Source organism: Hoeflea sp. AS16, from assembly GCF_038900095.1.
Classification (GTDB): domain Bacteria; phylum Pseudomonadota; class Alphaproteobacteria; order Rhizobiales; family Rhizobiaceae; genus Hoeflea.
Genome location: NZ_JBBMQQ010000012.1, coordinates 18,243 through 43,398, shown reverse-complemented (window position 1 = coordinate 43,398; position 25,156 = coordinate 18,243). Strand labels below are relative to the sequence as shown.

The 25,156-nt window shown below is 61.5% G+C and carries 26 protein-coding genes; 18 read left to right on the top strand and 8 right to left on the bottom strand.

What is annotated here, in order from left to right:
- Nucleotides 1–2: 2 nt before the first annotated feature.
- Together WNY80_RS20780 and WNY80_RS20775 are read right to left on the bottom strand one after the other, a co-directional pair.
- The gene (locus WNY80_RS20780) at nt 3–1,019 is read right to left on the bottom strand and encodes a polysaccharide deacetylase (RefSeq protein ID WP_342889322.1); all 1,017 of its coding nucleotides are present in this window, start codon (nt 1,017–1,019) and stop codon (nt 3–5) included.
- Nucleotides 1,020–1,099: 80 nt separating this feature from the next.
- Nucleotides 1,100–1,435, bottom strand: coding sequence for a TraR/DksA C4-type zinc finger protein (locus tag WNY80_RS20775; protein ID WP_342889321.1), 336 nt, complete (start codon nt 1,433–1,435; stop codon nt 1,100–1,102).
- 132 nt (nt 1,436–1,567) lie between these two features.
- Here WNY80_RS20775 and WNY80_RS20770 point away from each other — a divergent pair, with 132 nt between their 5' ends.
- The 9 genes from WNY80_RS20770 to WNY80_RS20730 all read left to right on the top strand — a co-directional run bounded on the left by WNY80_RS20770 (nt 1,568) and on the right by WNY80_RS20730 (nt 8,864).
- On the top strand, nt 1,568–2,155 hold the full coding sequence (locus WNY80_RS20770) for an NnrU family protein (protein WP_342889320.1): 588 nt from the start codon (nt 1,568–1,570) through the stop codon (nt 2,153–2,155).
- Nucleotides 2,156–2,286: 131 nt separating this feature from the next.
- On the top strand, nt 2,287–2,958 hold the full coding sequence (locus WNY80_RS20765) for a tetratricopeptide repeat protein (protein WP_342889319.1): 672 nt from the start codon (nt 2,287–2,289) through the stop codon (nt 2,956–2,958).
- A gap of 49 nt (nt 2,959–3,007) precedes the next feature.
- Nucleotides 3,008–4,510: a ribosome biogenesis GTPase Der gene (gene der / locus WNY80_RS20760; RefSeq protein ID WP_342889318.1), complete on the top strand. Its 1,503-nt coding sequence runs from the start codon at nt 3,008–3,010 to the stop codon at nt 4,508–4,510.
- 249 nt (nt 4,511–4,759) lie between these two features.
- Nucleotides 4,760–5,875 carry a cell wall hydrolase gene (locus WNY80_RS20755; protein ID WP_342889317.1) on the top strand — a complete coding sequence of 372 codons (1,116 nt, stop codon included), beginning with the start codon at nt 4,760–4,762 and terminating at the stop codon, nt 5,873–5,875.
- Between the two features lie 355 nt (nt 5,876–6,230).
- Nucleotides 6,231–6,638 (top strand): AtpZ/AtpI family protein, encoded by a 408-nt coding sequence (locus WNY80_RS20750; protein WP_342889316.1) that lies wholly within the window; start codon nt 6,231–6,233, stop codon nt 6,636–6,638.
- A 37-nt stretch (nt 6,639–6,675) separates the two neighbouring features.
- The gene (locus WNY80_RS20745) at nt 6,676–7,425 is read left to right on the top strand and encodes a F0F1 ATP synthase subunit A (protein ID WP_342889315.1); all 750 of its coding nucleotides are present in this window, start codon (nt 6,676–6,678) and stop codon (nt 7,423–7,425) included.
- Between the two features lie 65 nt (nt 7,426–7,490).
- A complete protein-coding gene (locus tag WNY80_RS20740) occupies nt 7,491–7,718 on the top strand; it encodes a F0F1 ATP synthase subunit C (protein WP_045648097.1) in 228 nt (75 codons plus the stop codon).
- Between the two features lie 66 nt (nt 7,719–7,784).
- The gene (locus WNY80_RS20735) at nt 7,785–8,369 is read left to right on the top strand and encodes a F0F1 ATP synthase subunit B (protein ID WP_342889314.1); all 585 of its coding nucleotides are present in this window, start codon (nt 7,785–7,787) and stop codon (nt 8,367–8,369) included.
- Between the two features lie 15 nt (nt 8,370–8,384).
- Entirely contained in the window at nt 8,385–8,864 is a 480-nt protein-coding gene (locus WNY80_RS20730; protein ID WP_342889313.1) for a F0F1 ATP synthase subunit B, read from the top strand.
- Between the two features lie 100 nt (nt 8,865–8,964).
- Here WNY80_RS20730 and WNY80_RS20725 read toward each other — a convergent pair whose 3' ends face one another.
- The gene (locus WNY80_RS20725; RefSeq protein ID WP_342889312.1) at nt 8,965–9,609 is read right to left on the bottom strand and encodes a ribonuclease HII; all 645 of its coding nucleotides are present in this window, start codon (nt 9,607–9,609) and stop codon (nt 8,965–8,967) included.
- A 212-nt stretch (nt 9,610–9,821) separates the two neighbouring features.
- The gene (locus WNY80_RS20720) at nt 9,822–10,979 is read right to left on the bottom strand and encodes a PA0069 family radical SAM protein (protein ID WP_342889311.1); all 1,158 of its coding nucleotides are present in this window, start codon (nt 10,977–10,979) and stop codon (nt 9,822–9,824) included.
- A gap of 173 nt (nt 10,980–11,152) precedes the next feature.
- Here WNY80_RS20720 and WNY80_RS20715 point away from each other — a divergent pair, with 173 nt between their 5' ends.
- A complete protein-coding gene (locus WNY80_RS20715; RefSeq protein ID WP_342889310.1) occupies nt 11,153–11,668 on the top strand; it encodes a glycosyl transferase in 516 nt (171 codons plus the stop codon).
- Between the two features lie 16 nt (nt 11,669–11,684).
- Here the strand turns inward: WNY80_RS20715 and WNY80_RS20710 are convergent, their stop codons facing one another.
- The 3 genes from WNY80_RS20710 to WNY80_RS20700 all read right to left on the bottom strand — a co-directional run bounded on the left by WNY80_RS20710 (nt 11,685) and on the right by WNY80_RS20700 (nt 15,639).
- Complete coding sequence (locus WNY80_RS20710; protein ID WP_342889309.1) at nt 11,685–12,560, bottom strand: 4-(cytidine 5'-diphospho)-2-C-methyl-D-erythritol kinase; 876 nt, start codon at nt 12,558–12,560, stop codon at nt 11,685–11,687.
- The gene (locus WNY80_RS20705) at nt 12,547–14,475 is read right to left on the bottom strand and encodes a tetratricopeptide repeat protein (RefSeq protein ID WP_342889308.1); all 1,929 of its coding nucleotides are present in this window, start codon (nt 14,473–14,475) and stop codon (nt 12,547–12,549) included. The genes WNY80_RS20710 and WNY80_RS20705 overlap by 14 nt, the downstream gene beginning before the upstream one ends.
- A 147-nt stretch (nt 14,476–14,622) precedes the next feature.
- On the bottom strand, nt 14,623–15,639 hold the full coding sequence (locus WNY80_RS20700; protein ID WP_342889307.1) for a polyprenyl synthetase family protein: 1,017 nt from the start codon (nt 15,637–15,639) through the stop codon (nt 14,623–14,625).
- A 236-nt stretch (nt 15,640–15,875) separates the two neighbouring features.
- Here WNY80_RS20700 and WNY80_RS20695 point away from each other — a divergent pair, with 236 nt between their 5' ends.
- The 5 genes from WNY80_RS20695 (at nt 15,876) to WNY80_RS20675 (ending at nt 19,373) form a co-directional block, all read left to right on the top strand.
- A complete protein-coding gene (locus tag WNY80_RS20695; protein ID WP_342889306.1) occupies nt 15,876–16,121 on the top strand; it encodes a DUF2007 domain-containing protein in 246 nt (81 codons plus the stop codon).
- Nucleotides 16,099–16,995 carry a methyltransferase gene (locus WNY80_RS20690; RefSeq protein WP_342889305.1) on the top strand — a complete coding sequence of 299 codons (897 nt, stop codon included), beginning with the start codon at nt 16,099–16,101 and terminating at the stop codon, nt 16,993–16,995. Before WNY80_RS20695 ends, WNY80_RS20690 begins: the two co-directional genes overlap by 23 nt.
- Before the next feature lie 99 nt (nt 16,996–17,094).
- On the top strand, nt 17,095–17,952 hold the full coding sequence (locus WNY80_RS20685; protein WP_342889304.1) for a S49 family peptidase: 858 nt from the start codon (nt 17,095–17,097) through the stop codon (nt 17,950–17,952).
- Between the two features lie 134 nt (nt 17,953–18,086).
- Nucleotides 18,087–18,278 carry a hypothetical protein gene (locus tag WNY80_RS20680; RefSeq protein WP_342889303.1) on the top strand — a complete coding sequence of 64 codons (192 nt, stop codon included), beginning with the start codon at nt 18,087–18,089 and terminating at the stop codon, nt 18,276–18,278.
- Nucleotides 18,279–18,419: 141 nt separating this feature from the next.
- Entirely contained in the window at nt 18,420–19,373 is a 954-nt protein-coding gene (locus tag WNY80_RS20675; protein WP_342889302.1) for a glycine--tRNA ligase subunit alpha, read from the top strand.
- Nucleotides 19,374–19,539: 166 nt separating this feature from the next.
- Here the strand turns inward: WNY80_RS20675 and WNY80_RS20670 are convergent, their stop codons facing one another.
- Nucleotides 19,540–21,027: a diguanylate cyclase gene (locus WNY80_RS20670; RefSeq protein ID WP_342889301.1), complete on the bottom strand. Its 1,488-nt coding sequence runs from the start codon at nt 21,025–21,027 to the stop codon at nt 19,540–19,542.
- Nucleotides 21,028–21,341: 314 nt separating this feature from the next.
- On the opposite strand from WNY80_RS20670, the gene WNY80_RS20665 reads away from it, so the two are divergent.
- Genes WNY80_RS20665 through WNY80_RS20655 form a run of 3 tightly spaced genes read left to right on the top strand, consistent with a single transcriptional unit; the run spans nt 21,342 to nt 25,126 of the window.
- Nucleotides 21,342–21,899: a LemA family protein gene (locus WNY80_RS20665; protein ID WP_342889300.1), complete on the top strand. Its 558-nt coding sequence runs from the start codon at nt 21,342–21,344 to the stop codon at nt 21,897–21,899.
- Between the two features lie 36 nt (nt 21,900–21,935).
- On the top strand, nt 21,936–23,201 hold the full coding sequence (locus WNY80_RS20660) for a 3-phosphoshikimate 1-carboxyvinyltransferase (protein ID WP_342889299.1): 1,266 nt from the start codon (nt 21,936–21,938) through the stop codon (nt 23,199–23,201).
- Nucleotides 23,198–25,126 (top strand): DUF2207 domain-containing protein, encoded by a 1,929-nt coding sequence (locus WNY80_RS20655; RefSeq protein ID WP_342889298.1) that lies wholly within the window; start codon nt 23,198–23,200, stop codon nt 25,124–25,126. Before WNY80_RS20660 ends, WNY80_RS20655 begins: the two co-directional genes overlap by 4 nt.
- The last annotated feature ends 30 nt before the right edge of the window (nt 25,127–25,156 follow it).

Sequence of the window (25,156 nt, the reverse complement as noted above, 5' to 3'; positions counted from 1 at the left end):
GGTCAGCTCGCCGAACCGTCCACCGGCCTGAGCCTGCGCACCGCCTCCTGGTAGGTCACGCAGGCGACCCCGGGCTGTCCGCAGGTTTCGTCGACAAAGCGCTCAAGCGCATTCCAGTAAGCGCCGCCGTTCATTTCAACGAAATGAAAGCCCAACTGCAGCGGCCGCCGCGCACCGGAATACTCGGCCTGGAAGGCCGCACGGAATGCCTCAAGCGCCCGCTCTTCGAATTCCTTCGATTTCGACGGGGTTTCAAGCCCGGCGGAATGCCGGACGAACAGGTTGTAGTCCATTGCGATGATCGGCCGCTGTCGCGGCCCTTCCGAAATCAGCGGCAGTGAGAAACGCGCCGTTGCCTTGTTGAAATCGGGCGATACGGGTCCCTTCGATACGGTGCTGGCGTCATACTCGAAACCCCGCGTCTTGAGTGCCGCATAGAGCCCGTCATTGGTGGAGAGATATGGCGCGCGAAATCCCCTGACGCCGGATTTGGCAAAACGGGCCCAGCCGGAGGGCTCTTCAGCACCGTTGACTTTCCACGCATTCGCCAGCGCCGCGTCGAACTGGGTGAATTCGCTGAGCCAATCGGAATTGCTCCAGTTCTTTCCATCGAAATGCCCGCAGCCGTGGCTGCCGATTTCATTGCCGGCCTGAAAGGCCGACCAGATGTGGCCAAGCCGGGTCAGGGCCTCTTCCCGGTTCTGGGCGAAGCCGACATTTGAGCGTCCGGAGGAGTGGCCCGGCGCCGCGTAGGAGGCACGGTCTGCCTTGCTCATCAGGAATGTGCAGGACAGGAAATAGGTAAAACGCGCGCCGCTGCGGTTCGCCAGCTCCAGGCTGCGGTCCCACAATCGGTTGTCATGCGCGCCGTCAAAGGAAATCAGCACCAGCTGATCCGGGCGCTCGCCTGCCAACGAAGCGGTACTTGCCAGCAGGCCGGAACCGGCTGCCAAAGCGGCGGTCAGTGCAGCGAGCCTTGCGGTTTTTGACAAGGCAGGGAGAGAGACGGCTGAAATCATGGTGCTTGCGGCCCGGGTGTTACGCTTGACTGAAAACTTCGTGGCCTAGTGCCGCCAAAATATGGCGTTGGTGTGAAAGCCTATGCGGAAGCGCAGCGGACGCACTTTTCGGCCATCGGGTCAATTTCCAGCCGTTTGTCCGGAATCGCTTCGCCGCAATCGATGCACCAGCCGTATTCGCCTTCAGCCAGCCGCCGTTCCGCCATCTCGATGCGGACCAGATCACGCTTGCGGGTCCGTTCCTGGGCCGCGGCCATGGCCTGCTGCTGCATCGCGTCCATCCGCGACAGCCGGCCGACCGACTGCTGGTCGAGCATCACCGGAGCGCGGGCCTCCTCGCTCAGTGCCGACATGCGCTCGAGATCGAGCTTCTTTTCATCAAGCCGCCTGCGAGCGGCAACAAGATCGGGTTCCATCCCTCCATATTGAACGAGTCCCTGCCGCGACACAAATACCATTGTGGGCCGCTTCTAATGCAACCGCGTCCGGTCTATGGTCGGGGCGAAAGCGGCTGACACGCGACCGCGAGACGAATTTGGAGAACAAGAATGATCTGGCTCATTGTCGGACTGGTGCTGTTTCTGGGAATGCATTCTGTCCGCATCGTCGCGCCCGCGTGGCGCCAGGCGCAAATCGACAAGCGCGGCCTGAACGCCTGGAAGGGCATCTACTCGCTTGTCTCGATCGTGGGCTTTGTCATCCTGGTCTGGGGCTATGGCATCGCCCGGCAGGATCCGGTTGTGTTCTGGGTGGCGCCGGGCTGGATGAGCCATCTCGTCGCCCTGCTGATGCTGCCGGCCATGATCCTTCTGATCGCCTCGCAAGTGCCTGCGGGGCGCATCAAGGCTGCCGTCAAGCACCCGATGCTGCTCGCCGTCAAGATTTGGGCTGTTGCCCATCTCCTGGTCAATGGCGACCTGGCCTCGGTGCTGCTGTTTGGCGGGTTTCTCGCCTGGGCTGTCGTCGACAGGATTTCGGAAAAGAAGCGTCTGCAGGCAGGTCTCACCAGCAATCCCGTGGCCGGACCGGTGAAATGGGACATCATTGCCGTTGTCGGCGGTCTTGTCCTGTATGTGGTTTTCGTCATGGGGCTGCATGAAATGCTGATTGGCGTGCCGCCGATCATCGGAATGTGACCGGTTTGCACGGGCGTTCGGGTGCTTTCGATGCCATACCCCCTTACAGAAGCCATAAAATCGGCTAGAAGGCCCCACACAACGCCGCTTGCGGCACGAATTTGAGAGGGCCGGCTCCGGCCGGTGACGCGATGACCGACGACAATTCAACATTCATCCGCGAGGTCAATGAAGATCTCCGTTCGGATTACATGAAGGCGCTATGGAAGCGGTTCCGCTTTGTCATACTTGCCGTGGCAATCGGTATCGTGGCGATCACAGCCGGTCTGCGTGGCTGGCAGTACTGGAAGGAAACCACCGCGGCCAGGTCCGGCGATGTCTTCCTTGCGGCTCTGGAAAAGGCACGCAGCGGCAATACCGATGCGGCGCTGGCTGAATTCCAGGAGCTCGAGAAGACCGGCTACGGGTCTTACCCGGTGTTGGCGAAAATGCGTGCTGCCACGGTTCTCGCCGACAAGGGCGATACTGCCGCCGCCATTGCCGCGTTCTCGGAGATCGGCAAGGATGTGTCGCAGCCTGTGGCCATCCGCGATGCAGCGCGCCTTCGTGCTGCCTATCTTCTGGTTGACAATGGCAGCTATTCGGATGTTTCCGCCGAGGTTGAAGTGCTGGCGGTTCCGGGAAATCCGGCCCGCCATTCGGCCCGCGAAGCGCTCGGAATTTCAGCCTACAAGGCTGGAGATCTCAAACAGGCCGCTCAGTGGTTTGGGGATATCGCCGCCGACAGTGAATCGCCAAACGGCATCAAATCCCGTGCGGCCCTCATGCTGGACCTGATTGCCGCCAAGGGCGGCGTATCCTGACCGCGCGGGCAACCCGAACAATGACGACGCCTTCGGGCAAGGACAGATCATGACCATTACCCTTGCCATTGTCGGACGCCCCAATGTCGGCAAGTCCACCCTGTTCAACCGGCTTGCCGGCCGCAAGCTGGCGCTTGTTGACGACACGCCGGGCGTGACCCGCGACCGCCGGCCCGGTGACGCGCGGCTGGTCGACTTGCGCTTCCGCATGATCGACACCGCCGGCCTCGAAGTTGCCGGACCCGACACGCTTGAAGGCCGCATGCGGGCGCAGAGCGAGGCGGCAATGGACGAAGCCGATGGCGCGCTGTTCCTGATCGACGCCAAGGGCGGGCTGACCCCGGCTGACGAATTACTGGCCGGCATCCTGCGCAAACGCGGCAAACCGGTGGTGCTGGTTGCCAACAAGGCCGAATCCAAGGGCTCGGAATCGGGCATGTATGATGCCTTCCGGCTTGGTCTCGGCGAGCCTTGCCCGATTTCGGCCGAACATGGCGGCGGCATGCTCGACCTGCGCGATGCCATCGTCGAGGCTTTCGGCGAGGAACGCTGCTTTCCGCCCAAGAATGATCCGCTGGCCGAGGCCGTCACCGACGTCGTCATACCGCACACCGCCGATGATGAAGACGAAGGTCCCGAATATGACGAGACCAAGCCGTTGCGCGTGGCCATCGTCGGACGCCCCAATGCTGGCAAGTCGACCCTGATCAACCGGTTCCTGGGCGAGGAGCGGTTGCTGACGGGGCCCGAAGCAGGCATCACCCGGGATTCCATCGCGGTTGATTTCGAATGGCAGGACCGCAAGATCAAGCTGTTCGATACAGCCGGTTTGCGTCGCAAGGCGCGTGTCCAGGAAAAGCTGGAGAAACTCTCGGTCGCCGACGCCTTGCGCGCCATCCGCTTTGCCGAAGTGGTGGTGATCGTGTTCGATTCCACCATTCCGTTCGAGAAGCAGGATCTGCAGATTGCCGATCTGGTTGTCCGCGAGGGCAGGGCGCCGGTGATTGCCTTCAACAAGTGGGACCTGATCGAAAACCGCCAGGAAAAGCTTGCCGAACTGCGCGAGATGACGGACCGCCTGCTGCCGCAGATCCGCGGCATCCGTGCGGTCACCGTGGCCGGACAGACCGGTGACGGTCTTGACCGGCTGATGGAAAACATCGCCAAGGTCCACAAGACCTGGAACAAGCGGATCTCGACCGCCAAGCTCAACCGCTGGCTTGACCACACGCAGGGTCACCATCCGCCACCGGCCGTGTCGGGGCGTCGCCTCAAGCTCAAATACATGACCCAGATAAAGTCACGCCCGCCGGGCTTCATGATTTCGTGCACACGGCCCGAAGCCGTGCCGGAATCCTACACCCGCTATCTGGTCAATTCGCTCCGCACCGATTTCGACATGCCCGGAATACCGTTGCGGGTGGTCTATCGCAGTGGCGACAACCCTTATGCGCCCAAGGACGGCAAGACCAAGCGGGCGTCTGTGATGCCGAAGAAATCTGCCAGGCGCACGGTATCGGGCAAGCTGGCCCCCAAGAAGCGCAGCGGATAGCAGTTTGGTTCGGGCGTCGGTCTGGCGCTTGGACAAACCGGTTATCGGCCCGCTGACGGCCGGTTCAAGGCCGGGGCTGAGCAGGGTTGTTTTTCAGGGCGTGCTTATTAACGCTCCATCAAGGTTAATGCTCCATTCTCAGGCACAGTATCGTGTATGTGTGTCTTGAGTACCGGAGTTCTTGTTTTGCGTCACAAGCGTCGTTCGTCCGGCAGCGGCCATTCCTGGTTTGCGCGCCTGTCTGCGCCCATGGTTTTTGGCCTTGCGGCATTCCTGTCCTCACCAACCGTCACCTCGCATGCCGATATGGCCACCATGCTGGCCGGCAGCGACAATGCGGATGCCCGCTGGAAAACCTTCCTTACAGCGTCGCCTGCGGGATCGATCCAGGCGGCGGAACTGGAATTCGCCGATCCCATCCTGACATCGTCAATTGCTTCGGGGGCAGGGGTAACCCTTCCCAATGGGGACAAGATCGCCTTTCAGGGCAAGATCGGTGTCGCCGATCCGCGTCCCGATGCCGACCGCGTCACCCGCCATCTCAAGAAGGGCCGCGTCATTGCCGTAGCTCCGGTTCAGCCGCCCAAGGATTTCTCCGCCGGGTCGGTGCTGGAACGGCACTCAAGCCTGTTGCGGCCCGCGCTTGAGCTGAAGAACAGCATGACATTCCTCAAGCCGGACATCCGCGGCAAGGAAATCGAGATTGCCAAGGCGTTCTACACCACCGGCAAGCGCCGGAGCGAACCCCAGGTTCCGGCAGTTCTGGCCAGCCTGGTGACCAACGACAATCCGGACATCCTCGCCACCGCCTATGCACCGCCTGCGCCTGACTATGCAAAGCAGTCGCCGTTCAGTTCGGTCCTGCGCGAGGAAACCCAGCGCGGCCGCTTCATCCCGCCGGTTGGCAAGTACGATCATGACTGGGCAGGCACCGCCCTGCCTGCAAAGACATTCTCGGAAACCGAGCAGCGCTGCCTCGCCGCCGGCATCTATTTCGAGGCCCGTGGCGAAAGCGTCAAAGGCCAGGCCGCGGTTGCCCAGGTGATTCTCAACCGGGTGCGAAATCCGACCTATCCGAATACGGTCTGCGGCGTGGTGTACCAGAATGACAACTGGCGCAACCGGTGCCAGTTTTCATTCGCGTGCGACGGCATCAAGGACAGGATCCGCTCGCCCAAGCACTGGGACATGGCTGAAGAAATCGCGCTGGCGACCACCGCCGGGAAGATCTGGCTGAAGGAAGTCGGATCCTCGACCCATTACCACGCGACCTATGTGCGCCCGCCTTGGGCCAAGAGAATGCGCAAGGTCGGCCAGATCGGGCTGCACATCTTCTATGTCACCTATGGTGGTGGCTGGTCCTGATCCTTTCGGCCGTCCGGCCGGTGGGCAATACCGCCTGAATTCGCCTCCGGTCTGGACGGTTCAAGGCCTTCGACCGCGCCATCAGGCGTCCGGATTGGGCGCCGGGCAGGGAGCGCGAACGAAGCAGCCTGATGCGCCGCTGTCTGCGTGAGTCTGACGCAGCCGGCCAAGTTTTTCTGATACTTCTGTAGCGGGTGCCGGGAGCGTCTGGGCAAGGCATTGAAATATATGCAAAAATGCGTCTCCCACTATGGCCTTTCCGCGCCTTGACTATGATCAGCCCTAAAACTATGTTGCGCCCGACTTCGATACGGACTTTTTCCGGTCGTCGCTGGCGAGTCAGGGGAGCGCATCCATGGATGAAAAGCGCGGTTCTGGCGGCCCGGATAGCCCGGGCAACGGCGATGCAACGGACAGGGACCTGTCGGAAAGCCTGGACGCCCGTCGCAAGCGCCTGGATGCCGAACTTCTCGCCCGCCGCAAGGTGGAGCAGGAAGCGGGCTCCAACAGGGAAGCTTCGAAGGGCTATGCGCTTGCGGTCAAGCTGTCGAGCGAGTTCATCGCCGGCGTGGTCGTTGGTGTGATACTGGGGTATCTGTTCGACCGATTCTTGGGCACATCGCCCTGGGGATTGATCGTGTTTCTGCTGCTCGGGTTCTGTGCCGGGGTACTGAATGTTTTGCGCTCGACCGGCGCGGTCGCCCAGCCGGGTTCGGGCGGGGCTGGCAAAACCGGCACGGGCGGCGAAGACGACGGGAATTAATATCCGGTTCGACCGGATGGCGAGAAAGAGGTTTTAGGTGTCAAACGATCCGATTCACCAGTTCCAGATCAGCAAGCTCGTCCCCATTGAGATCGGCGGGCTTGACCTGTCGTTCACCAACTCGTCCCTGTTCATGGTCGGCACTGTTGCCGTTGCCGCCGGGTTCCTGTTTCTGACCACCGCAAACCGCGGATTGGTTCCCTCGCGCCTGCAGTCGATCTCGGAAATGTCGTATGAGTTCGTGGCTTCCATGCTGCGCGATGGCGCCGGATCACAGGGCATGCGGTTCTTCCCGATGGTGTTCTCGCTGTTCATGTTTGTCCTGGTGGCAAACCTGATCGGCATGTTCCCCTACTTCTTTACCATCACCTCTCATCTCATCATCACCTTCGCGCTTGCCATGCTCGTCATCGGCACCGTGGTGATTTACGGTTTCTGGAAGCATGGATTGCATTTCCTCAACCTGTTCGTGCCGTCAGGCGTGCCAGGTATCCTGATGCCGCTGGTGGTAATGATCGAGGTGATCTCGTTCCTGTCGCGTCCGATCAGCCTGTCCGTGCGTCTTTTTGCCAACATGCTGGCCGGCCACATCACGCTGAAAGTGTTCGCGGGCTTTGTCGCTTCGCTTGGCAGCCTCGGCGCACTCGGCATCGGTACGGCAATCCTGCCGCTGCTCATGACTGTGGCGCTCACCGGTCTCGAATTCCTTGTTGCCTTCCTTCAGGCCTACGTCTTTGCGGTGCTGACTTGCATGTACCTCAACGACGCCCTGCATCCGGGTCACTAGGTTCCACTCACCGGCGGTCCGCCGCCATCAAAATCGCATCCATCCCATTCCAAAGGAGTTTTATCATGGAAGCAGAAGCAGCAAAGTACATCGGCGCCGGCATCGCTTGCCTCGGCATGGGCGGCGCGGGCATTGGCCTGGGCAACATCTTCGGCAGCTACCTGGCAGGCGCTCTGCGCAATCCGTCGGCAGCTGACGGCCAGTTCGGCCGTTTGATCTTCGGCTTTGCCGTGACCGAAGCTCTGGGCATCTTCTCGCTGCTCGTCGCTCTCCTTCTCCTCTTCGCTGTCTAGTCGAAGAACGAGAGTTAGGCTTGCCACGCCGGATACCCCGGCGTGGCATTTCATCTGGAGGTGACCATGTTTGTTGTGACCCCGGCTTATGCCGAGTCCAACCCCACCGAAGGGACCCATTCGGAAACCGGCGCAAACGGTGGCGAAGCCCACGGTAGCGGCGTCTTTCCGCCCTTCGATTCATCGACCTTCGCATCGCAGCTGTTGTGGCTGGCGATCACCTTCGGCTTGTTCTATCTGCTCATGTCAAAGGTCATTGTGCCCCGCATCGGCGGCATTCTGGAGCACCGGCGTGACCGGATCGCCCAGGATCTCGATGAGGCCAATCGCCTGAAGGAAGAGGCTGACAACGCCATTGCTGCCTACGAGCAGGAACTGGCGGACGCACGCAAGAAAGCGTCAGTCATTGCCGAAACCGCGCGTGAAAAGGCCAAGGCTGCGGCGGAAGCAGAACGGGTTTCGACCGAGACCGAGCTGAGTGCCAGGATGGCGGAGGCTGAAAAAAGCATTGCCGCAATCAAGACCAAGGCTCTGGCCGACGTTGATACCGTCGCCGAAGATGCCGCAACCGATGTGGTCAAGCATCTTCTTGGCGGCTCCGTGACCAAGGCCGAAGTCGCTGCGGCGATCCGGTCGGCGTCGGGCAAGTAAGCAGGGAAGACGATCATGGACGCTACATTCTGGGCATTAGTCGGTCTCATCATTTTTCTCGGTATCGTTGTGTATGCAAAGGTGCCGGGGATGATTGCCGGTGCGCTCGACAAGCGCGCCGACCAGATCCGCAATGAACTCGAGGAAGCCAAGCGGCTGCGCGAAGAAGCACAGCAACTGCTCGCCGAGTATCAGCGCAAGCGCAAGGAAGCCGAATCCGAGGCCGAGAGCATTCTCAGCGCCGCGGAAAGGGAAGCCGCCGTGTTGCGTGAGGACGCCAAGGCCAAGACCGAGGACTATGTCAGCCGCCGCACCGCGATGGCCGAACAGAAGATCCGGCAGGCCGAATCCGATGCGATCAACGAGGTTCGCGCCTCGGCAGTCGATCTGGCGATCGCCGCAGCTGAAAAGCTGATCGGTTCGAAGGTGGACAGCAAGGCTTCGGGCGAACTGTTCAAGGCTTCGCTTGGCGAGCTGAAGACACGCCTCAACTGAGCATCGCCTATCGAGATTGAAATCAAGGCCGGGATCGCATCCCGGCCTTTTTTGTCGGGATCCTGCTTGCAAGGCCTGCTTGCAAGGATTGTGCCGGGCATCAGTCCTTGCGCATCGGCCGGAATGTCATCCTGTGCAAGGGGCAGGGGCCGTGCTCGGCAATCGCCTTGAGATGCCGTTGCGCCCCGTAGCCCATGTGGCTCTCGAATCCGTACTCGGGATATATGGCCGCGGCCCGCTTCATCATCCGGTCGCGTGTGACCTTGGCAATGATCGAGGCGGCTGCGATCGAGAGCGAGCGCGCGTCGCCCTTGACCAGCGCCCGCGCCATGCAATCGAGCCCCTCGGGCACATCACGTCCGTCAACCAGCGCATAATCTGCTTTCACCGGCAGCGCACTCAGCGCCCGCCGCATCGCCGCAAGGCTGGCGGCGCGGATATCCGTTGCCTCGATTTCACGCGCCGATGCGCTGGCGACGGCCACCGTCGAGGACGTCAGGATCGCTTCATACAGCAATTCCCGCCTGGCCGGTTTCAAGGCTTTGGAATCATCAAGTCCGTCGGGTATGCAGCCTGGATCGAGGATCACCGCAGCCGCCACGACGGGACCCGCCAGCGGTCCGCGCCCGGCCTCGTCAAGGCCGGCAACAAGAGGAAAACCATTTTGAACGGCATGCTGCTCGAAGCGATAGTCCGGCGTTGCGGGATAATCGGGGAACAGCGAATCGGGCGGGGTACGAGCCATATTGCGGCGAAACTCGCACACCCGCCCGATCCTCTGCAAGTCCCGGCGGCTGGGGACGGAATGCCGCTCGGGCGCCGGACCGCTTTATGGGGCGGGGGCGGTCCGGATTTATCGCCGCGCAACGAGCCAGGCGAGGCCTGTGGCGCAGCGAAACCTGCAAGAAACGCAAACCGCGGCAATGTCCGAACATCGACGGCGTTGCGTTAAATGCGCTAGAGCAGGCTCAGCTGAACCCCCTCGCCACGCGGCGGCACGAAGTGGTCGGTCCGCAACGGCGTCTTCCGCAAGTTCAGCCCAAGCCGTTTGGCCGTCAGATCGAAGCGCCGGGCGATCTGCCAGGCGTAGGGCCCGGTGCCGCGCATCCGCTTGCCGAATTCGGCATCATAATCCTTGCCGCCGCGCATCGAACGGACCAGCGACATCACATGCCGGTAGCGGTCCGGGTAATGCCGGAGCAGCCAGTCCCGAAACAGCGGGCTGACCTCTATCGGCAGACGCAGCATGACGTAGCCCGCCGCATCCGCACCCGCAGCCTTGACCGAATCGAGAATGCGTTCGATCTCGTGGTCGTTGAGACCGGGAATGACCGGTGCCACCATCACCGAAACCGGAATGCCTGCATCCGAAAGCGCCCTGATCGCTTCAAGCCGCCGTTCAGGCGTTGCCGCGCGCGGCTCCATGGTCCGCGCCAGCTTGCGGTCGAGCGTGGTCACCGACAGGGCCACCCGCGCAAGCCCCCTGGACGCCATGCGCGACAGGATATCGATGTCACGCATCACCATCGCCGATTTGGTGACGATGCCGACCGGATGGCCGGCCGCTTCCAGAACTTCGAGCAATTGCCGCATGATGCGCCATTGTTTCTCGACCGGTTGATAGGGATCGGTATTGGTGCCGATGGCGATCGGCTGCACCTTGTAGCCGGGCTTCGACAGTTCGCGCTCCAGCAGTCGCGGCGCATCGGGCTTGGCAAACAGCCGCGCTTCGAAATCCACACCCGCCGACAGCCCCATATAGGCATGTGTCGGCCGGGCGAAACAGTAGACACAGCCATGCTCGCAGCCGCGATAGGGGTTGATCGAGCGGTCAAACGACAGGTCGGGAGACTGGTTGCGGGTAATGATCGTGCGCGGCTTTTCGATCTGCACCTCGGTCTTGAACGGCGCCAGGTCATCGAGGCTGCTCCAGCCGTCGTCGAAGATTTCACGGGTGTTGACTTCGAAACGGCCCGACATGTTCAGCCCGGCGCCGCGGCCACGCACACGATCGTGAGCAACCCGAATGCCACTCGCATTCATCAACGCATCGGCTTCGGCGGGGTTCAGGCCGGGCGCCAGCGCGGTTTGTTTCAATGTAGCAAGGCTTGGCATGAAACCTCCATCAGCACCGGGAGAGAATAGGTATCGGTCGCTGTTCATGATTATATTCCTATCTCGACAATGGAAACAAAGCAAGAACAAAATTGACGGCTACCTGTGTTCACTCCCGCAAACCGGTGTCGGCTCTGGCTGGCAAACGGGCTGCGTTTGCACTAAGAAGAGCCATGATCAGTGTGTTGATTGAATGCAAAGACCAGGAAAATGCCCTCGCGGTCACATTGGCTGCGCTTGTGCAGGGCGCCGTCGAGGGCCTCGTCGCGGAAGTCGTCATCCTTGACCGAGGATCGCGCGATGGCACCGCCTTGTTGGCGGATGCAGCAGGGTGCCGGTTTCTGGAAGATCCGGATCTGCGCGAGGTCGTCCGCTCGGCGCGTGGCGACTGGCTGCTGCTGATAGAGCCGGGTGCAAGGCCGTTGCTGGGCTGGATCGATCATATCGGTCAGCACATGGTTTCCGGCCGCATGTCGGCCCGGATGCGGCCGTCGAGGGAATATCGGTTGCCGTTTCTGCAACGGTTCCGCCGCCGCCTGTCGGCGCTGGAGCATGGAGTGCTGATCCCCAAGCGCCAGGCGGTTGCCAATGCCAAATCCGGTCAGTCGCTTGAAAGCCTCGGCCGTGGACTGGCGATGACCCGGCTGAAATGCGAGATCGTCCCGGCCGCCGTGCTGGCGCTGCAGTAGTCCCGGCTTTGCCTGATCAGCTGGTTGCAACCGTTCGCGTGGCGGCGACGAACCAGCCCGGCTTGTCTCGCTGCAAACCTTCCGCTGCAATTCGCGCAGCTTCAGCGCTTTCAAACACCCCAAAGCAGCTTGCCCCGGATCCTGACATGCGGGCAAATTGCGCACCTGCCAGATCCAGCGCCGAAAGACACTGGGCTATTTCGGCAACCATGCTTTGCGCCGGCGGTTGCAGGTCGTTTCGTGTTGCCGCGAGCCACTGCAGGAAACGGTCTTTGTCGCCAACACCTTCCGGGTCGGGCAAGGGCGGGTTGTCGCGGCTCTCGAGCGCTGAAAACACCTTGGGCGTCGAGACGCCGATGCGCGGATTGACGATAACCAGGTCAAGTCCGAAGCCGAGTTCGACAGCGGTCAGTGCTTCGCCGATGCCGCGGGCAATCAGCGGCCGTCCATCCAGGCACATCGGCACATCCGCACCGAGATCAAGTGCAATCCTCGACAGGGTTTCCGCACCGGGATCGTAGCCCCAAACCGCGCACAGGGCCTTCAGCGTAGCCGCCGCATCGGCAGAGCCGCCACCGATGCCGGAGGCGACGGGAAGCTGCTTGTCGAGCCGTATGGCGACGGGGGGCAGCTTGGTGCCGGCTTGCATGGCGGCATCACGCAAGGCATCCCGCGCCCGGACAACCAGGTTGCTGCTTGCAGCTTCGGTCGACAGCACCGCAGCCTCCGGGCCTTCCAGTGAAAACATATCCCTGTCCGCCAGCTCAACGCTCACATGATCACCCAGTTCGGCAAAGACGACGAAGCTTTCGATCAGGTGATAGCCGTCGGCCCGCCGTCCGGTGACATGAAGCGCCAGGTTGATCTTGGCCGGCGCATCAGTTCTGAGCATTGAATCCCGGAGAGGAGTAACCCGCATTGCCTGGCTCATCTGCCCGCGTGTCCAGCCAGGCCTGCCGTGTCAGGCTGCCGGGGTGGTCGAGGTCACTCTTCTTGTCTTCTCCGGCGCCATCCTGGGGAGCTGCCGGTTTGTTGCTCTTGTTTGCGCCATTGGCGGTTGCCGGAACGGTCTTTCCCGCATCGGTCAGGCCGTTGGCCAACTTGGCTTCGATTTCCGGCTTGAGATCCTCCGGCGGATCATTGCTCAGCGCCCGCTTCCACTGGAACGTCGCTTCAAGTTCACGGCCAACACGCCAGTAGGCATCCCCGAGGTGATCATTGATCGTCGGGTCGGCGGGCTTGAGCTCAACGGCGCGCTCAAGTTCGCGAACCGCATCATCATACTCGCCCAGCCGGTAATGCGCCCATCCCAGTGAATCGACGATGTAGCCGTCATTGGGGCGCAGATCGACCGCCGCCCGGATCAGGTCCATGCCTTCTTCGAGATTGATGTTCATGTCGATCCAGGAATATCCCAGATAGTTCATCACCTGCGGCTGGTCAGGGAACAGCTCAAGCGCCCGCTTGAAATGCGCTTCCGCCTTCGGCCACTGCTTCAGTCGTTCATTGGCAATGCCGGCCTGGAAAAACAGGTTCCAGTCATTGCGCGTCGGTGCCGGCCCGATCATCGAAATCGCGGTCTCGTAGGTGCGCGCCATTTCGGCATAGTCCTTGTCCTGCGACAGCACGCTGCCATAGGCCAGATAACTGCGGATATCCTTCGGGTCGGAGTCAATCAGCGCCCTGAGATGATCCTTGGCTTCATCCGCGCGGCCCAGATCCGCCAGCGCCAGCCCCAGCTGCAGTTCCGAAACCCGGCGCATCGGTGAGGTCTTCGGCACGGACTGGTAGATCTTGATGGCCTCTTCCGGCTTGCCGAGCCGCTCGGTCAGCCCGCCCAGGATCACCAGCGTCGCGGCATTGTCGGGATCGAGCGTGCGGGCAAACTGAAGATAGACCACCACGGTTTCTTCCGCTCCCTCGCGATTGAGTGCGCTGCCCAGCGTGAACAGCACCGCGGCCGCTCCCTGTTGCGCCGTCATCACGCCCGGTTCGGGCTTGCCATCCCCTTCGATGGTCTGCCTGAGAGCGGCGAGGGGGGCGTAGCCGGGAGAGAAATCCTCGCCCGCTGCCAGCGCGTCGAGCGCCGCGCGCTTGTTGCCGTCGCGCGCTTCAAGCCCGGCCAATGCCATCACTGCCCGGATATAGGTGTCCGGTGCGGCTGCACCCGACTGGGGGTCGGCGATCAGGTCGGTGAAGTGTTTGCGGGCCTCTGCCTTGTTGCCCATTGCCTGTGCCATGGCACCGGCATGGTAACGGGTAAAGACCGGATACCAGGGAGGTCCCTCGAGCGCCACGATGGTCTTGAGCGCCGCTTCGCCCTTGCCGTCGCCGAATTCCGCCCAGGCGTTCATCAAGGTGTTGAGCAGCCGGTCGATCGGGTTGCTGTCTTCCGGATTGAGCAGCTTGGCGGCCTTGCGGTATTCGCGCTTGCTGGTGGCTTCCACCATCAATGCCAGCCGTGAAATCTGCGCAACCGCGGGGTCTTCCTTCAATTCGCGCGCCAGCACGACGCCTTCGGAAAACCGACCGCCGCTAAACAGCGCCACCATCAGCCGTTGCTTGACTTCGGTGTTGTCGGGGTCGAACTCCAGCGCCTTGCTGTAGAACTCGATTGCGCGGCTTGTGTCGTTGTCGACATCGGCGGTGCGTCCGGCGAGATAGGCCCCGGCGAAGCCGAGAAAATTGGGTTGCTGATCCTGTTCCTGGGCTGTTGCAGCAACGGCCTGGCCTGTTACCGGGGCAATGGCGCCGCCTATGGAAAGAATCGCGCTCAGCGCAAGGCTGGCCGCAAACCGGGCTGTCATGTTTCGCCGCATCAAGTCCTGCCTCATGTTCGTTCTGGCCATGCGCCGGCCACGCGCCGAAGCATATTTAACCAACACAATGGCTTTTTTGGCGCAGGGCGGCAAGGCTCAAGCCTGCCGCAGATGAAGGGTAATCCGGTCTGGATTCTAACTGGCCCGGTTCACGCAAAACGCGATGACTTCCAGAAGCGCCGATTTCTCTGCTGAATCGGGCAATGGCGCCAGTGCGTCGCGTGCGATCGAGGCATAATGCTCGGCCCGGGCGGTGGTGTCTTTCAGGCTGCCATACTTGGTGATTAGCCCCATCGCCTTCTCCAGCGCCTGGTCGTCGCTCTTGCCGCCTTCGATAGCTTCCCGCCAGAACGCCCGCTCCGATTCGGATCCGCGGCGGTAGGCCAGCACCACCGGCAGGGTGATCTTGCCTTCGCGGAAATCGTCTCCGACGTTCTTGCCCAGATCACGCGCCGATCCACCATAGTCGAGCACATCGTCGATCAGCTGGAACGCCAGTCCGAGATTCATGCCGTAGGATCTCAACGCATTGCGTTCGGCCTTGCTGACGCCCGCCACGATCGGCCCGACTTCGCAGGCGGCAGAAAACAGCGCCGCCGTCTTGGACCGGATCACTGCGAGGTAGTCATCTTCCGTCGTTTCCATGTTCTTGGCGACGGACAATTGCAGCACTTCCCCCTCGGCGATCACCGATGCGGCGGTGGAAAGCACGTCCAGCGCCTCCAGCGAACCGACTTCGACCATCATCTTGAAGGCCTGTCCGAGCAGAAAATCGCCAACCAGAACGCTGGCCTGGTTTCCCCAGATCATGCGGGCGGTCGAGCGGCCGCGTCTCAGATCGCTTTCATCGACGACATCATCGTGCAGCAGCGTCGCGGTGTGCATGAATTCCACGGCCGTTGCGAGCTTGATGTGAAACTCGCCGCTGTAGCCAAACATCGTCGCCGATGCCAGCGTCAGCATCGGCCTCAGCCGCTTGCCGCCGGAGGAAATGAGATGGTTCGCCACCTCCGGAATCATCGCCACATCCGAGCCCGCCTTGGACAGGATCAGCTGATTGACGCGATCCATGTCTGCCCTGGTGTTCTCAACCAGCGGCTTGACCGAGGCGTCTCTGTGTTTTCCATCGTCCAGTGATATGACTACGCCCAAGGGTACGGACTCCTGATTCATCTTTGGAAACACAATATTCAGCCCACTTCACCACGGCAAGCTGCGATTTGCCGCGGATGGGGCTTGATAACTGATACATTCGAATGAAACAAAGGGATCCTGATGCATGTCGCGCTCGATTGAATTCATGTGAGCGAAAAGCCACATGCGTTCATTCAAGGCGGTACAGCGTCTTTTGCCCATTCACATGAATGCGCCCGCTGTAAGGAGAACACATGCACGATCTCATCCGCACCAATGACCCGGTGCTCATTTCATTCGTGGAAAGCCTGATGCGCGATGCCGGGATTGGCTGCATGGTGGCTGACAGCGGCATGAGCATCCTCGAGGGCTCGGTGGGTGTCATCCCCCGGCGCATCCTTGTTGATCCTGCCATGGCGGCCCAGGCCCGCCGCATCGTCATCGATGCCGGGCTGGAAGAGGAACTCAGGCCCTGGAATGACCGTGACGCAGGCGCCTGACGAAAAGCCGCCGGTGCCCGTATCAGGGCAACCGGCCAACGGCCATCCGGCAGAGCCCGATGCCAAGAGCCACGCGGTATCCGGTCACACCATAGATGCCTTTCACAATGGCGGGTTCTTTCTGGTCCAGCCCTCCGATGCCGGTCACCGGGCCGGTATGGATGCCATGCTGCTTGCGGCGACCGTTCCCGATGGCGCCAGGGGATTGCTGGCCGATCTCGGCGCGGGGGCCGGGGCGGCAGGGCTGGCAGCGATCAACCGGTTGCCGGACCTCAGCGCGGACCTGATCGAACGGGCACCTGTAATGGCTGATTGCGCCCGGCGCTCGCTGGCGTTGAAGGAGAATGCGCATCTGGCGGCGCGCGCGCGCGTCATCGAGGCCGATGTATCGCTTCAAGGCAAATTGCGCCGCGACGCCGGGCTTGCCGACTATGCCTATGACTATGTCATTCTCAATCCGCCGTTCAATTCCGCAGCAGACCGGAAAACGCCCGATCCGCTCAAGGCTGAAGCCCATGCCATGGAGACCGGCGATCTGTTCGAACGCTGGCTTCGCACTGCCGCCGCGATCCTCAAGCCGGGTGGTCAGGTGTCGGTCATCGCGCGCCCGGAATCGATGGCGGAAATTCTTGTGGCGCTTGGCAATCGTTTTGGCGGTGTTGAAGTTACCCCGCTCGTCCCGCGCCAGGCAGACGATGCAATCCGCATCCTGGTCACCGCGATCAAGGGAAGCCGTGCCCGCATGAGCCTGCGCGACCGGCTTCTCGTTCATGAGGGGGCGGGACATGGCTTTTCCGCCCGGATGAATGATCTTGCCAATGGACGCGCGGCCTTCCCCCGGCGGATGAAAAACCGGCCGCCAAAACAACGCTGACGCCTGTCGCACCATTGCACTGGGACAGAAAAGACATACATGGCTTGGTGCATGTAGATGCCGGCTTTGTCATGCTGCCGACAACAGGAATGGTCCACCATGGTTTCTTTGAGTTCTTTCTACCCCGCCCGGTTCCGCAAGGATCTGACTGTCATTCCGGTTGTCAGGCTGCATGGCCAGATCATGGCCGGTGGCAACCAGTTTCGCCAGAACCTCAATATCGCGACGGTGGCTCCTTTGCTCGCCAGGGCCTTTGCCGACAAGAAGGCGCCGGCGGTGGCGATCGTGATCAATTCACCCGGCGGATCGCCGGTTCAGTCGCGCCTGATCTACAAGCGGATCCGCGATCTGGCCGCCGAGAAGAACAAGAAGGTCCTGATATTCGTCGAGGACGTGGCGGCGTCCGGCGGCTACATGATCGCCTGTGCCGGCGACGAGATCATTGCTGACCCGTCTTCCGTGGTCGGATCCATCGGCGTGATTTCCGCGGGCTTCGGGTTCACCGGGCTGATCGACAAGATCGGTGTTGAACGCCGGGTTTATACCGCTGGCGAAAACAAGTCGGTGCTTGATCCGTTCCAGCCGGAAAATCCCGAGGATATTACCCGCTTGAAGGATCTGCAGCTCGATATTCACAAGGTCTTCATCGATCTCGTCAAGGACAGCCGCGGCGCGCGTCTCAAGGACGATCCGGACCTGTTCACCGGACGCTTCTGGACCGGCATTCGCGGCAAGGAGCTTGGGCTGGTCGATGAGCTGGGAGATCTCCGTTCGGCGCTGCGTGCCCGCTTCGGCGACAAGGTGAAAATGCGCCTGATCACCGCGCAGCGCGGCTTGTTCGGCCGCCGCGTTCCGGGCGTGAGCGCATCGCTCGCCGTGGATGCGCTTGCCGGAGTTGGGGAAGCAGGTTTGAATGCACTCGATGAACGCGCACTTTGGGCACGCTACGGCCTCTGATACCAAACGCGCAGGTCTGGCGGTTCATGGGGTTGCCCTGACTGCCGCCAGCCAAAACAAGGCAGGTGAGGGGAGGGAATGCTCCGGTCTGCAAAAGGGACGCCCGGTTCCAGGGTGAGGAAAGGACCGCTACAATGCCGCAACTTCTTCTGCTCGCCGCCGTCGGTGCGGTTGCCTGGCTGGGCTACAAGCGTTTTGTCGCCGAGGCCGAACGCGTCAGCGCCAAGGTCAGGGACGCGGAAAAGGAAACCCGTACAGGTGCGCAGGGAACCCTGATCGAGGATCCCGAAACCGGCGAATACCGGCTCAGGAAACCCGACGAATAGATCTTTCCTGCCTGCCTGATCCCGCACTTGGCGCAGTCGCGCACTTGACCGTAAAGATGAGCCGTGGCACCTGTCGCGCACATTCAGGGCCGCTCTCGGAGCAGCCCGCGAACCAATGATGCGCCATCCGGATCCCAAGCCATGACCGAAGCCCTTCCAGATCACATGAAGCCCACCCGCTCGTTTCAGGGCCTCATTCTTGCCCTGCATCGTTATTGGGCCGATTACGGCTGCGTCGTGCTGCAGCCCTATGACATGGAAGTCGGCGCCGGCACGTTCCATCCGGCCACGACATTGCGTGCGCTTGGCCCCAGGCCTTGGAATGCAGCCTATGTGCAGCCCTCGCGCCGCCCCAAGGATGGCCGCTATGGTGAAAACCCCAACCGGTTGCAGCACTACTACCAGTATCAGGTGATCCTGAAGCCCAATCCGTCGAACTTGCAGGAGCTCTATCTGGGCTCACTCGCCGCCATCGGCGTTGATCCGTTGCTGCATGATATCCGCTTTGTCGAGGATGACTGGGAAAGCCCGACGCTCGGCGCCTGGGGTCTCGGCTGGGAATGCTGGTGCGACGGCATGGAAGTCAGCCAGTTTACCTACTTCCAGCAGGTCTGCGGCATCGAATGTGCCCCCGTGGCCGGCGAACTGACCTATGGTCTTGAGCGTCTGGCGATGTATGTGCAGGGCGTCGATAACGTTTACGATCTCAATTTCAACGGCCGCGAAGGCGCTGAAAAAGTCACCTATGGCGACGTCTTCCTGCAGGCCGAGCAGGAATATTCACGCTACAATTTCGAGATGGCCGACACCGCGATCCTGCTCAAGCATTTCGAGGATGCGGAAAAGGAATGCGAAGCCATTCTGAAATCCGGTGCGCCGACCGAACCCGGTGCCCTGCACAAATGCGTGCTCCCGGCCTACGACCAGTGCATCAAGGCAAGCCATGTCTTCAACCTGCTGGATGCCCGCGGCGTGATTTCGGTAACCGAGCGCCAGGGCTATATCCTGCGCGTGCGCAATCTGTCGCGTCAGTGCGGCGAGGCCTTCCTGCTGACCGATGCCGGCGGCGCGAATTTCCTTCAGGCAGCGGAATAGGACTGCTTGCCGCGTCCGGGCAGGTTGCTGCCCGGCAAGCCGTATCGCGCACCTGCGGCGCGCGCATGTTTTCTGGATCAAAGACCGCTCGGGCGTTAGCGGCAGGAGACAGCGTCTGTCACCCGTCGTTGCCTCGCCCGGCGCCGGACCTGCGGCTCGTGGTGCCTCAGGTGACAGAAACGGACGTGTGGCCGGGACCAGCTGATTTTCCGTCCTGAACCTGATTGGACCCGCGGCTCTTGTGGTAGGCGCGCTTGTCTTCATACATCAGCCGGTCAGCCCGCTTGACCAGTTCTTCCATCGACTCGCCGACCTCGCTGGTGGCGGTGCCGATCGATACGCTGATCGGCGCGTTGGAATAGAACTGGTTGTTGATGTGCAGCAATTCGTGAATGGTATCGACCATCGCAGCCGCGGCTTTCTTGTCGGATCCGGGCATCAGCACGATGAATTCGTCGCCACCGATGCGGGCAGCGTGGTTGGGACGCGAAATCACGCTGTTGAGCACTTCGCCGAACCGGCGCAGCAGCGCGTCACCGGCATCGTGGCCAAGCTGGTCGTTGGCGTCCTTCAGGCCGTTGAGATCCATCACGATGGCCGAGACCGGGCGCAGCGGCTTGCGCTCGAGCCGGTTCATCTCGTCCATGTAAAAGGCGCGATTGTGCAGCTTTGTCAGCACATCATGCTTGCCGAGATATTCGAGATAGGTTTCGGCCTTCTTGCGGGCGGTGATGTCGGTGAGTGCCACCTGAACCCGTGACCAGTCCTCTTCATGTCCCGGCAGCACTGCGAAATGCAGAAGGATATGCCGTATCGAGCCGTCGAGCGCATAATTGATCACTTCGCGCTGATGGAAAAGCTTGCCGTCCCAGAGATCCATCAGCTGTTCGCGAAACGGCTTTTCCATTTCGTCGCGGAATATCTCGGGCTGGCGGTGCAGCAATGTTTGAACATCGGGGGCGCAGAACAGGTCAAGCGTTGCCTGGTTGACATCAATCACCCGGATTTCGCTCATGCACTGGTGCACGAATTCCGGATGCACGTCCATGAAAACACGGAAATCGACAATGCCGCGCTCACGCACGGTTTCGATCAGGTTTCTGATTTCGCTGAAATCCTCGACCCAGAGCGACACCGGCGAGTACTCGAACAGGCCTTCGGCGTGCTGGCGGCTTTGAACTTCATTGCGCCGCGCGTCTTCCCGGTCTGTCACGTCTTCCGTCGTCAGCAGGATCTGGCCGAGCGTCTCCTCGTGGCCAGGCAGGATCGATCCCTTCAGCTGGATGTCCATCCGCCGTCCGGATAGTGAGTAGTTGACCGCGTTGCTTGAGAATTCCGTCTTGCCGTCCCACAGCGCCGCCAGTTCGTTGACATGGCTTTCGAGCATGTCGTCGCGAAACACCACGGAAAGGTTGTCCACCAGATGCTCTAGATCCCTGGCTTCGAACAGCTCGAGTGTCTTGCTGTTGACGTCCAGCACCCTGATCTTCCGCGAGCAGCTGACGACGCGCGACATGTCTTCCTTCAGGAAGGCGCGGATATCCTCCACTCCCTCGCTGCGCCACTGGTCAAACTGACGCTTGACCCCGGAAAAATCTTCGATCCACATGGCGACGGGCGCGAGGTCGAAAATAGCGGCGTTAAAGGTCTTCATGTCGCAAAAATCCTGTATCGGCGAAGCTCGCCGGCATGCAAAAGCCCGGCATCATGCACGGGCTGAAGTGCGGAGTATGGGCTTGGAATGGTAAACCATTGCTTGACAGCGCCGGTATGAATTCCGATTCCGGGACATCTCTTGCGCCGGAGTGCGGGCCGCCGAAACGTCTTCCTCTGAAGGTGCAATCCTCCGCGTTGCGCGGACGTGGCCTATCCCGTGGATTTTTGCGATGAGTGTGCGTAAGGTCGTTTCGCTGTCAGGCTGGGCCTGCGCAAAGATTCTGGGAATGGTATAAAGCCGGGAGTGGACGGATGGGGACTTGGATTTTCTTGGCGGTGCTGGTCGGCATCGTGCTTTACGCGATTTCGCTTTACAACACGCTGGTCAAGAACCGCCAGATGGCGGGCGAGGGCTGGAGCGGCATCGACGTGCAGCTCAAGCGCCGCGCCGACCTGATCCCCAACCTGCTCGAAGCCGTCAAGGGCTACATGACGCACGAGAAGGAGCTTCTTGAGGAAGTCACCCGCCTGCGCAGCCAGGCTGTGGCCGGCAGCTCCGGTTCGCCCGAACAGCGGGCCTCCATCGAAGGCGCGCTCAGCGGCGCTCTCGGACGGCTGATGGCCGTGGCCGAGAACTATCCCGACCTCAAGGCCAACGAGAATTTCAAGGAATTCCAACAGGCGCTGGAAGAAACCGAAAACGAGATCTCGATGTCGCGCCGCTATTACAACGGCGCCGTGCGCAATCTCAATGTGTCGGTGGAAACCTTCCCGTCGATGCTGATCGCCAGGCAGTTCGGTTTCGTCAAGGCGGAATACTTCGAGATCGAGGATGAGGCCGACCGTGCCGTCCCGAAGGTCAAGTTCTGACCGCGCCGTGAAGGCCGGATTGTTCGAGAATGAAAAATGACATCTGAAAAACTGACGATCCTGCCGCCGCGACATGCTCTCTCGGGCGCGGTCGCGCCTCCGGGATCGAAGTCGATCACCAACCGCGCGCTTCTGCTGGCAGGTCTCGCCAGGGGCACGAGCCGGCTGACCGGTGCGCTCAAGAGCGATGACACGCGCTACATGGCCGATGCGCTGCGTGCCATGGGCGTGGGCATCGAGGAACCCGATACGACCACCTTCGTGGTCAGCGGAACCGGGTATCTCGAGCCGTCCGCCGGGCCGCTGTTCCTGGGCAATGCCGGCACCGCGACGCGGTTCCTGACCGCGGCGGTCGCCCTCGGCAATGGCCGCTTCGTCGTTGATGGCGATGAGCACATGCGCAAGCGGCCGATCACGCCGCTGGTCGATGCGCTCCACTCCCTGGGCGTCGATGTCTCCGCACCCACCGGATGCCCCCCGGTTACCATCCACGGCACCGGCGGCTTCAAGTCACATCACGTTGTCATCGATGCCGGCTTGTCGAGCCAGTATGTCTCTGCATTGTTGATGGCCGCGCCTTGCGCCGGCAAGCCTTTCACCATCGAACTCGCCGGCGATGACATCGGCGCGCGTGGTTATATCGACCTGACGCTGGCCGCGATGCGGGCTTTCGGAGCCGAGGTCGAGCAAGTCACGCCATCGAACTGGCGGATCGAACCCACCGGTTATCGCGCTGCCGATTTCCACATCGAGCCCGATGCCTCGGCCGCCACCTATCTCTGGGGCGCGGAAGCGCTGACCGGTGGTCACATCGACATCGGCACGGCCGCATCGGATTTCACCCAGCCCGACGCCAGGGCCTTCGAGGTGATCTCGGCTTTTCCGAACATGCCCGCCATCATTGACGGCTCGCAGATGCAGGACGCCATTCCCACCATCGCCGTGCTGGCTGCCTACAACATCACACCGGTCCGCTTCACCGGCATCGCCAACCTGCGCGTCAAGGAATGCGACCGGGTGCGCGCGCTCTCGCTCGGCCTCAATGCCATCCGCGATGGCCTGGCCCGCGAAGAGGGCGATGATCTCATCGTCAACTCCGATCCAGCGCTTGCCGGCCAGACCTCGCCCGCCGAGATTGACACTTTCGCCGATCACCGCATCGCCATGAGCTTCGCCCTTGCCGGCCTCAAGACTGCTGGCATCACCATTCTAGATCCAAAATGCGTCGGCAAGACCTATCCCGGCTATTGGGATGCGCTGGCCTCACTCGGCGTCACCTACCTGCAGGAGATCCCGCGATGAAATGGCTCCTTTCCCTCGTCACCGCAATGCTGCTTTCGCTGATGCTGACCGGCGGTTCCCTGGCGCGGGAAGAGATTCGCAATTTCCGCGCCGACATCGATGTGCGCTCTGACGCCTCGCTGGAGGTCACCGAAACCATCACCGTCAATGCCGAAGGCCGTGATATCCGCCGCGGCATCTACCGCGATATCCCGTTGCGTGCGCTTGATGAGTGGGGGCTGTGGTCGAGCAATGGCTTCGAGCTCGTCGAGGTGCTCCACAACGGTCAGCCTGCCCCCCATAACACCGAATGGCAGGGACGCTTCTTCCGCATCTATATCGGCGATGCCAATGCCTACATTCCGCACGGCGAACACACCTACACGATCCGCTATGTGACCACCCGGCAGTTGCGGTTCTTTGACGGCTTTGACGAACTCTACTGGAACGTTACCGGCAATTTCTGGAGCTTCCCGATTCTTTCGGCGGAAGCCCGTGTGAAGCTGCCCGATGGTGCCCGGGTGATCAGGGATCAGGTGAAGGCCTATACCGGCGCGTTTGGCGCCACCGGCGGCAATTACACCGGCTCCATCATCGGTAACTCCGACATCCGCTTTGCCCTGACCCGGCCACTCGGTCCCGAGGAAGGCATGACCATCGCGGTCGGCTTCGACAAGGGCGCTGTCACGCCGGACGCGAGCGGCATAGTCCCGGCGTTCAGCGACAATGCCGGCATTTTTCTGCTCATTCTCGGCTGGCTCGGCGTTCCCGCCTATTATCTCTATGCCTGGAACAAGGTTGGTCGCGACCCGCCATCGCCGCCGGTCATTCCGCTGTTCCATCCGCCCGAGAACCTGTCGCCGGCGGCCCTGTCCTATGCGCATTTCAACGGCTTCAGGTCAGGAAAAAGGGGCATCAGCCTTCCCTTCATCGCCGCATTGTTGTCGCTCGGCGTCAAACGTTTCCTGCGCATTGAAGAGAGCGACCATGGGGGCGTGACATTGCTGCGCGGCCCTGCGACGGACGAGCCGGAACCGGCCGTTTTGCCTGCGGGTGAGGAAGTGTTGTTTTCCGGTCTCCTGGGTCATCGCGAGGAAATGACCCTCAACAAGAAAAACGGGTCCACCCTGCAAAGCGCCTTGGCCAGCTTCCAGTCGGCAATCTCGTCGGAATATTCCGGAAAATATTACAAGTCCAACATCGGTCGTTTCATCCTTGGCGCTCTCCTTGCCGTCGCCACTTTTGTCATCGGCCTGGTGCTTCAGGATCCGCCGGATGACGGCTTGTTCTATATAATCTGTGTGCTGATCACTTCGGTGGCCGGTGGCGGCGTTTGGCTTGCCGGACGCAGCGCGCTTCACGGCGGGGATTTCGCATTTGGCGGCAGGATCCTGATGCTGGCCGGCGCTTTCGTTTTCCTGCTCGGCGTCGTCCTCGTTGCGATACCCGGTGATTTGATAATCTACCGGTTTGCCGCCGCGCTGGTGATCTTCGGCATTGGCCTCATGATCATGATGACCTGGCTTCTTGGCGCGCCAACGCCGGAAGGCGCCAAGGTGCTGGCCGATATCAAGGGCTTCAAGCTCTATCTCGAAACCGCTGAAACCAACCGCCTCAACATGCGTGATGCGCCTAAAATGTCCGAAGAGCTGTTCGAGCGCTTCCTGCCCTATGCCGCTGGCCTTGGTGTCGAAAAACCCTGGTCCGAAGCCTGGGCCGCGCATCTGGCACGGGTGGCGCCAGCCCGCAAGGACAGCTATCGGCCGCAATGGTACCGTGGCAACTCCTGGTCGCCGGGCAATATCGGCGCTGCGGCGGCGTCCTCGGTGGCGGCTGTTTCTGCGGCGATGGCCGCCTCGATGCCGCAACCCAAGAGTTCGTCCGGGTCGTCCGGCGGAGGCTCCTCCGGCGGCGGCGGCGGCGGTGGCGGCGGTGGCGGCTGGTAGACCCGGCCCGGAACACGTGAGCCCCAGCCC

Excerpts from the sequence above, each read along its gene's own strand:
- WNY80_RS20660 (WP_342889299.1), top strand. The coding sequence starts at position 21,936 with ATGACATCTGAAAAACTGACGATCCTGCCGCCGCGACATGCTCTCTCG.
- WNY80_RS20730 (WP_342889313.1), top strand. The coding sequence starts at position 8,385 with ATGGACGCTACATTCTGGGCATTAGTCGGTCTCATCATTTTTCTCGGT.
- WNY80_RS20765 (WP_342889319.1), top strand. The coding sequence starts at position 2,287 with ATGACCGACGACAATTCAACATTCATCCGCGAGGTCAATGAAGATCTC.
- WNY80_RS20690 (WP_342889305.1), top strand. The coding sequence starts at position 16,099 with ATGACCGTGACGCAGGCGCCTGACGAAAAGCCGCCGGTGCCCGTATCA.
- WNY80_RS20770 (WP_342889320.1), top strand. The coding sequence starts at position 1,568 with ATGATCTGGCTCATTGTCGGACTGGTGCTGTTTCTGGGAATGCATTCT.
- WNY80_RS20750 (WP_342889316.1), top strand. The coding sequence starts at position 6,231 with ATGGATGAAAAGCGCGGTTCTGGCGGCCCGGATAGCCCGGGCAACGGC.
- der (WP_342889318.1), top strand. The coding sequence starts at position 3,008 with ATGACCATTACCCTTGCCATTGTCGGACGCCCCAATGTCGGCAAGTCC.
- WNY80_RS20665 (WP_342889300.1), top strand. The coding sequence starts at position 21,342 with ATGGGGACTTGGATTTTCTTGGCGGTGCTGGTCGGCATCGTGCTTTAC.
- WNY80_RS20755 (WP_342889317.1), top strand. The coding sequence starts at position 4,760 with ATGGTTTTTGGCCTTGCGGCATTCCTGTCCTCACCAACCGTCACCTCG.
- WNY80_RS20655 (WP_342889298.1), top strand. The coding sequence starts at position 23,198 with ATGAAATGGCTCCTTTCCCTCGTCACCGCAATGCTGCTTTCGCTGATG.
- WNY80_RS20740 (WP_045648097.1), top strand. The coding sequence starts at position 7,491 with ATGGAAGCAGAAGCAGCAAAGTACATCGGCGCCGGCATCGCTTGCCTC.
- WNY80_RS20695 (WP_342889306.1), top strand. The coding sequence starts at position 15,876 with ATGCACGATCTCATCCGCACCAATGACCCGGTGCTCATTTCATTCGTG.
- WNY80_RS20685 (WP_342889304.1), top strand. The coding sequence starts at position 17,095 with ATGGTTTCTTTGAGTTCTTTCTACCCCGCCCGGTTCCGCAAGGATCTG.
- WNY80_RS20680 (WP_342889303.1), top strand. The coding sequence starts at position 18,087 with ATGCCGCAACTTCTTCTGCTCGCCGCCGTCGGTGCGGTTGCCTGGCTG.
- WNY80_RS20710 (WP_342889309.1), bottom strand. The coding sequence starts at position 12,560 with ATGCTCAGAACTGATGCGCCGGCCAAGATCAACCTGGCGCTTCATGTC.
- WNY80_RS20705 (WP_342889308.1), bottom strand. The coding sequence starts at position 14,475 with ATGACAGCCCGGTTTGCGGCCAGCCTTGCGCTGAGCGCGATTCTTTCC.
- WNY80_RS20735 (WP_342889314.1), top strand. The coding sequence starts at position 7,785 with ATGTTTGTTGTGACCCCGGCTTATGCCGAGTCCAACCCCACCGAAGGG.
- WNY80_RS20675 (WP_342889302.1), top strand. The coding sequence starts at position 18,420 with ATGACCGAAGCCCTTCCAGATCACATGAAGCCCACCCGCTCGTTTCAG.
- WNY80_RS20725 (WP_342889312.1), bottom strand. The coding sequence starts at position 9,609 with ATGGCTCGTACCCCGCCCGATTCGCTGTTCCCCGATTATCCCGCAACG.
- WNY80_RS20775 (WP_342889321.1), bottom strand. The coding sequence starts at position 1,435 with ATGGAACCCGATCTTGTTGCCGCTCGCAGGCGGCTTGATGAAAAGAAG.
- WNY80_RS20720 (WP_342889311.1), bottom strand. The coding sequence starts at position 10,979 with ATGCCAAGCCTTGCTACATTGAAACAAACCGCGCTGGCGCCCGGCCTG.
- WNY80_RS20670 (WP_342889301.1), bottom strand. The coding sequence starts at position 21,027 with ATGAAGACCTTTAACGCCGCTATTTTCGACCTCGCGCCCGTCGCCATG.
- WNY80_RS20780 (WP_342889322.1), bottom strand. The coding sequence starts at position 1,019 with ATGATTTCAGCCGTCTCTCTCCCTGCCTTGTCAAAAACCGCAAGGCTC.
- WNY80_RS20715 (WP_342889310.1), top strand. The coding sequence starts at position 11,153 with ATGATCAGTGTGTTGATTGAATGCAAAGACCAGGAAAATGCCCTCGCG.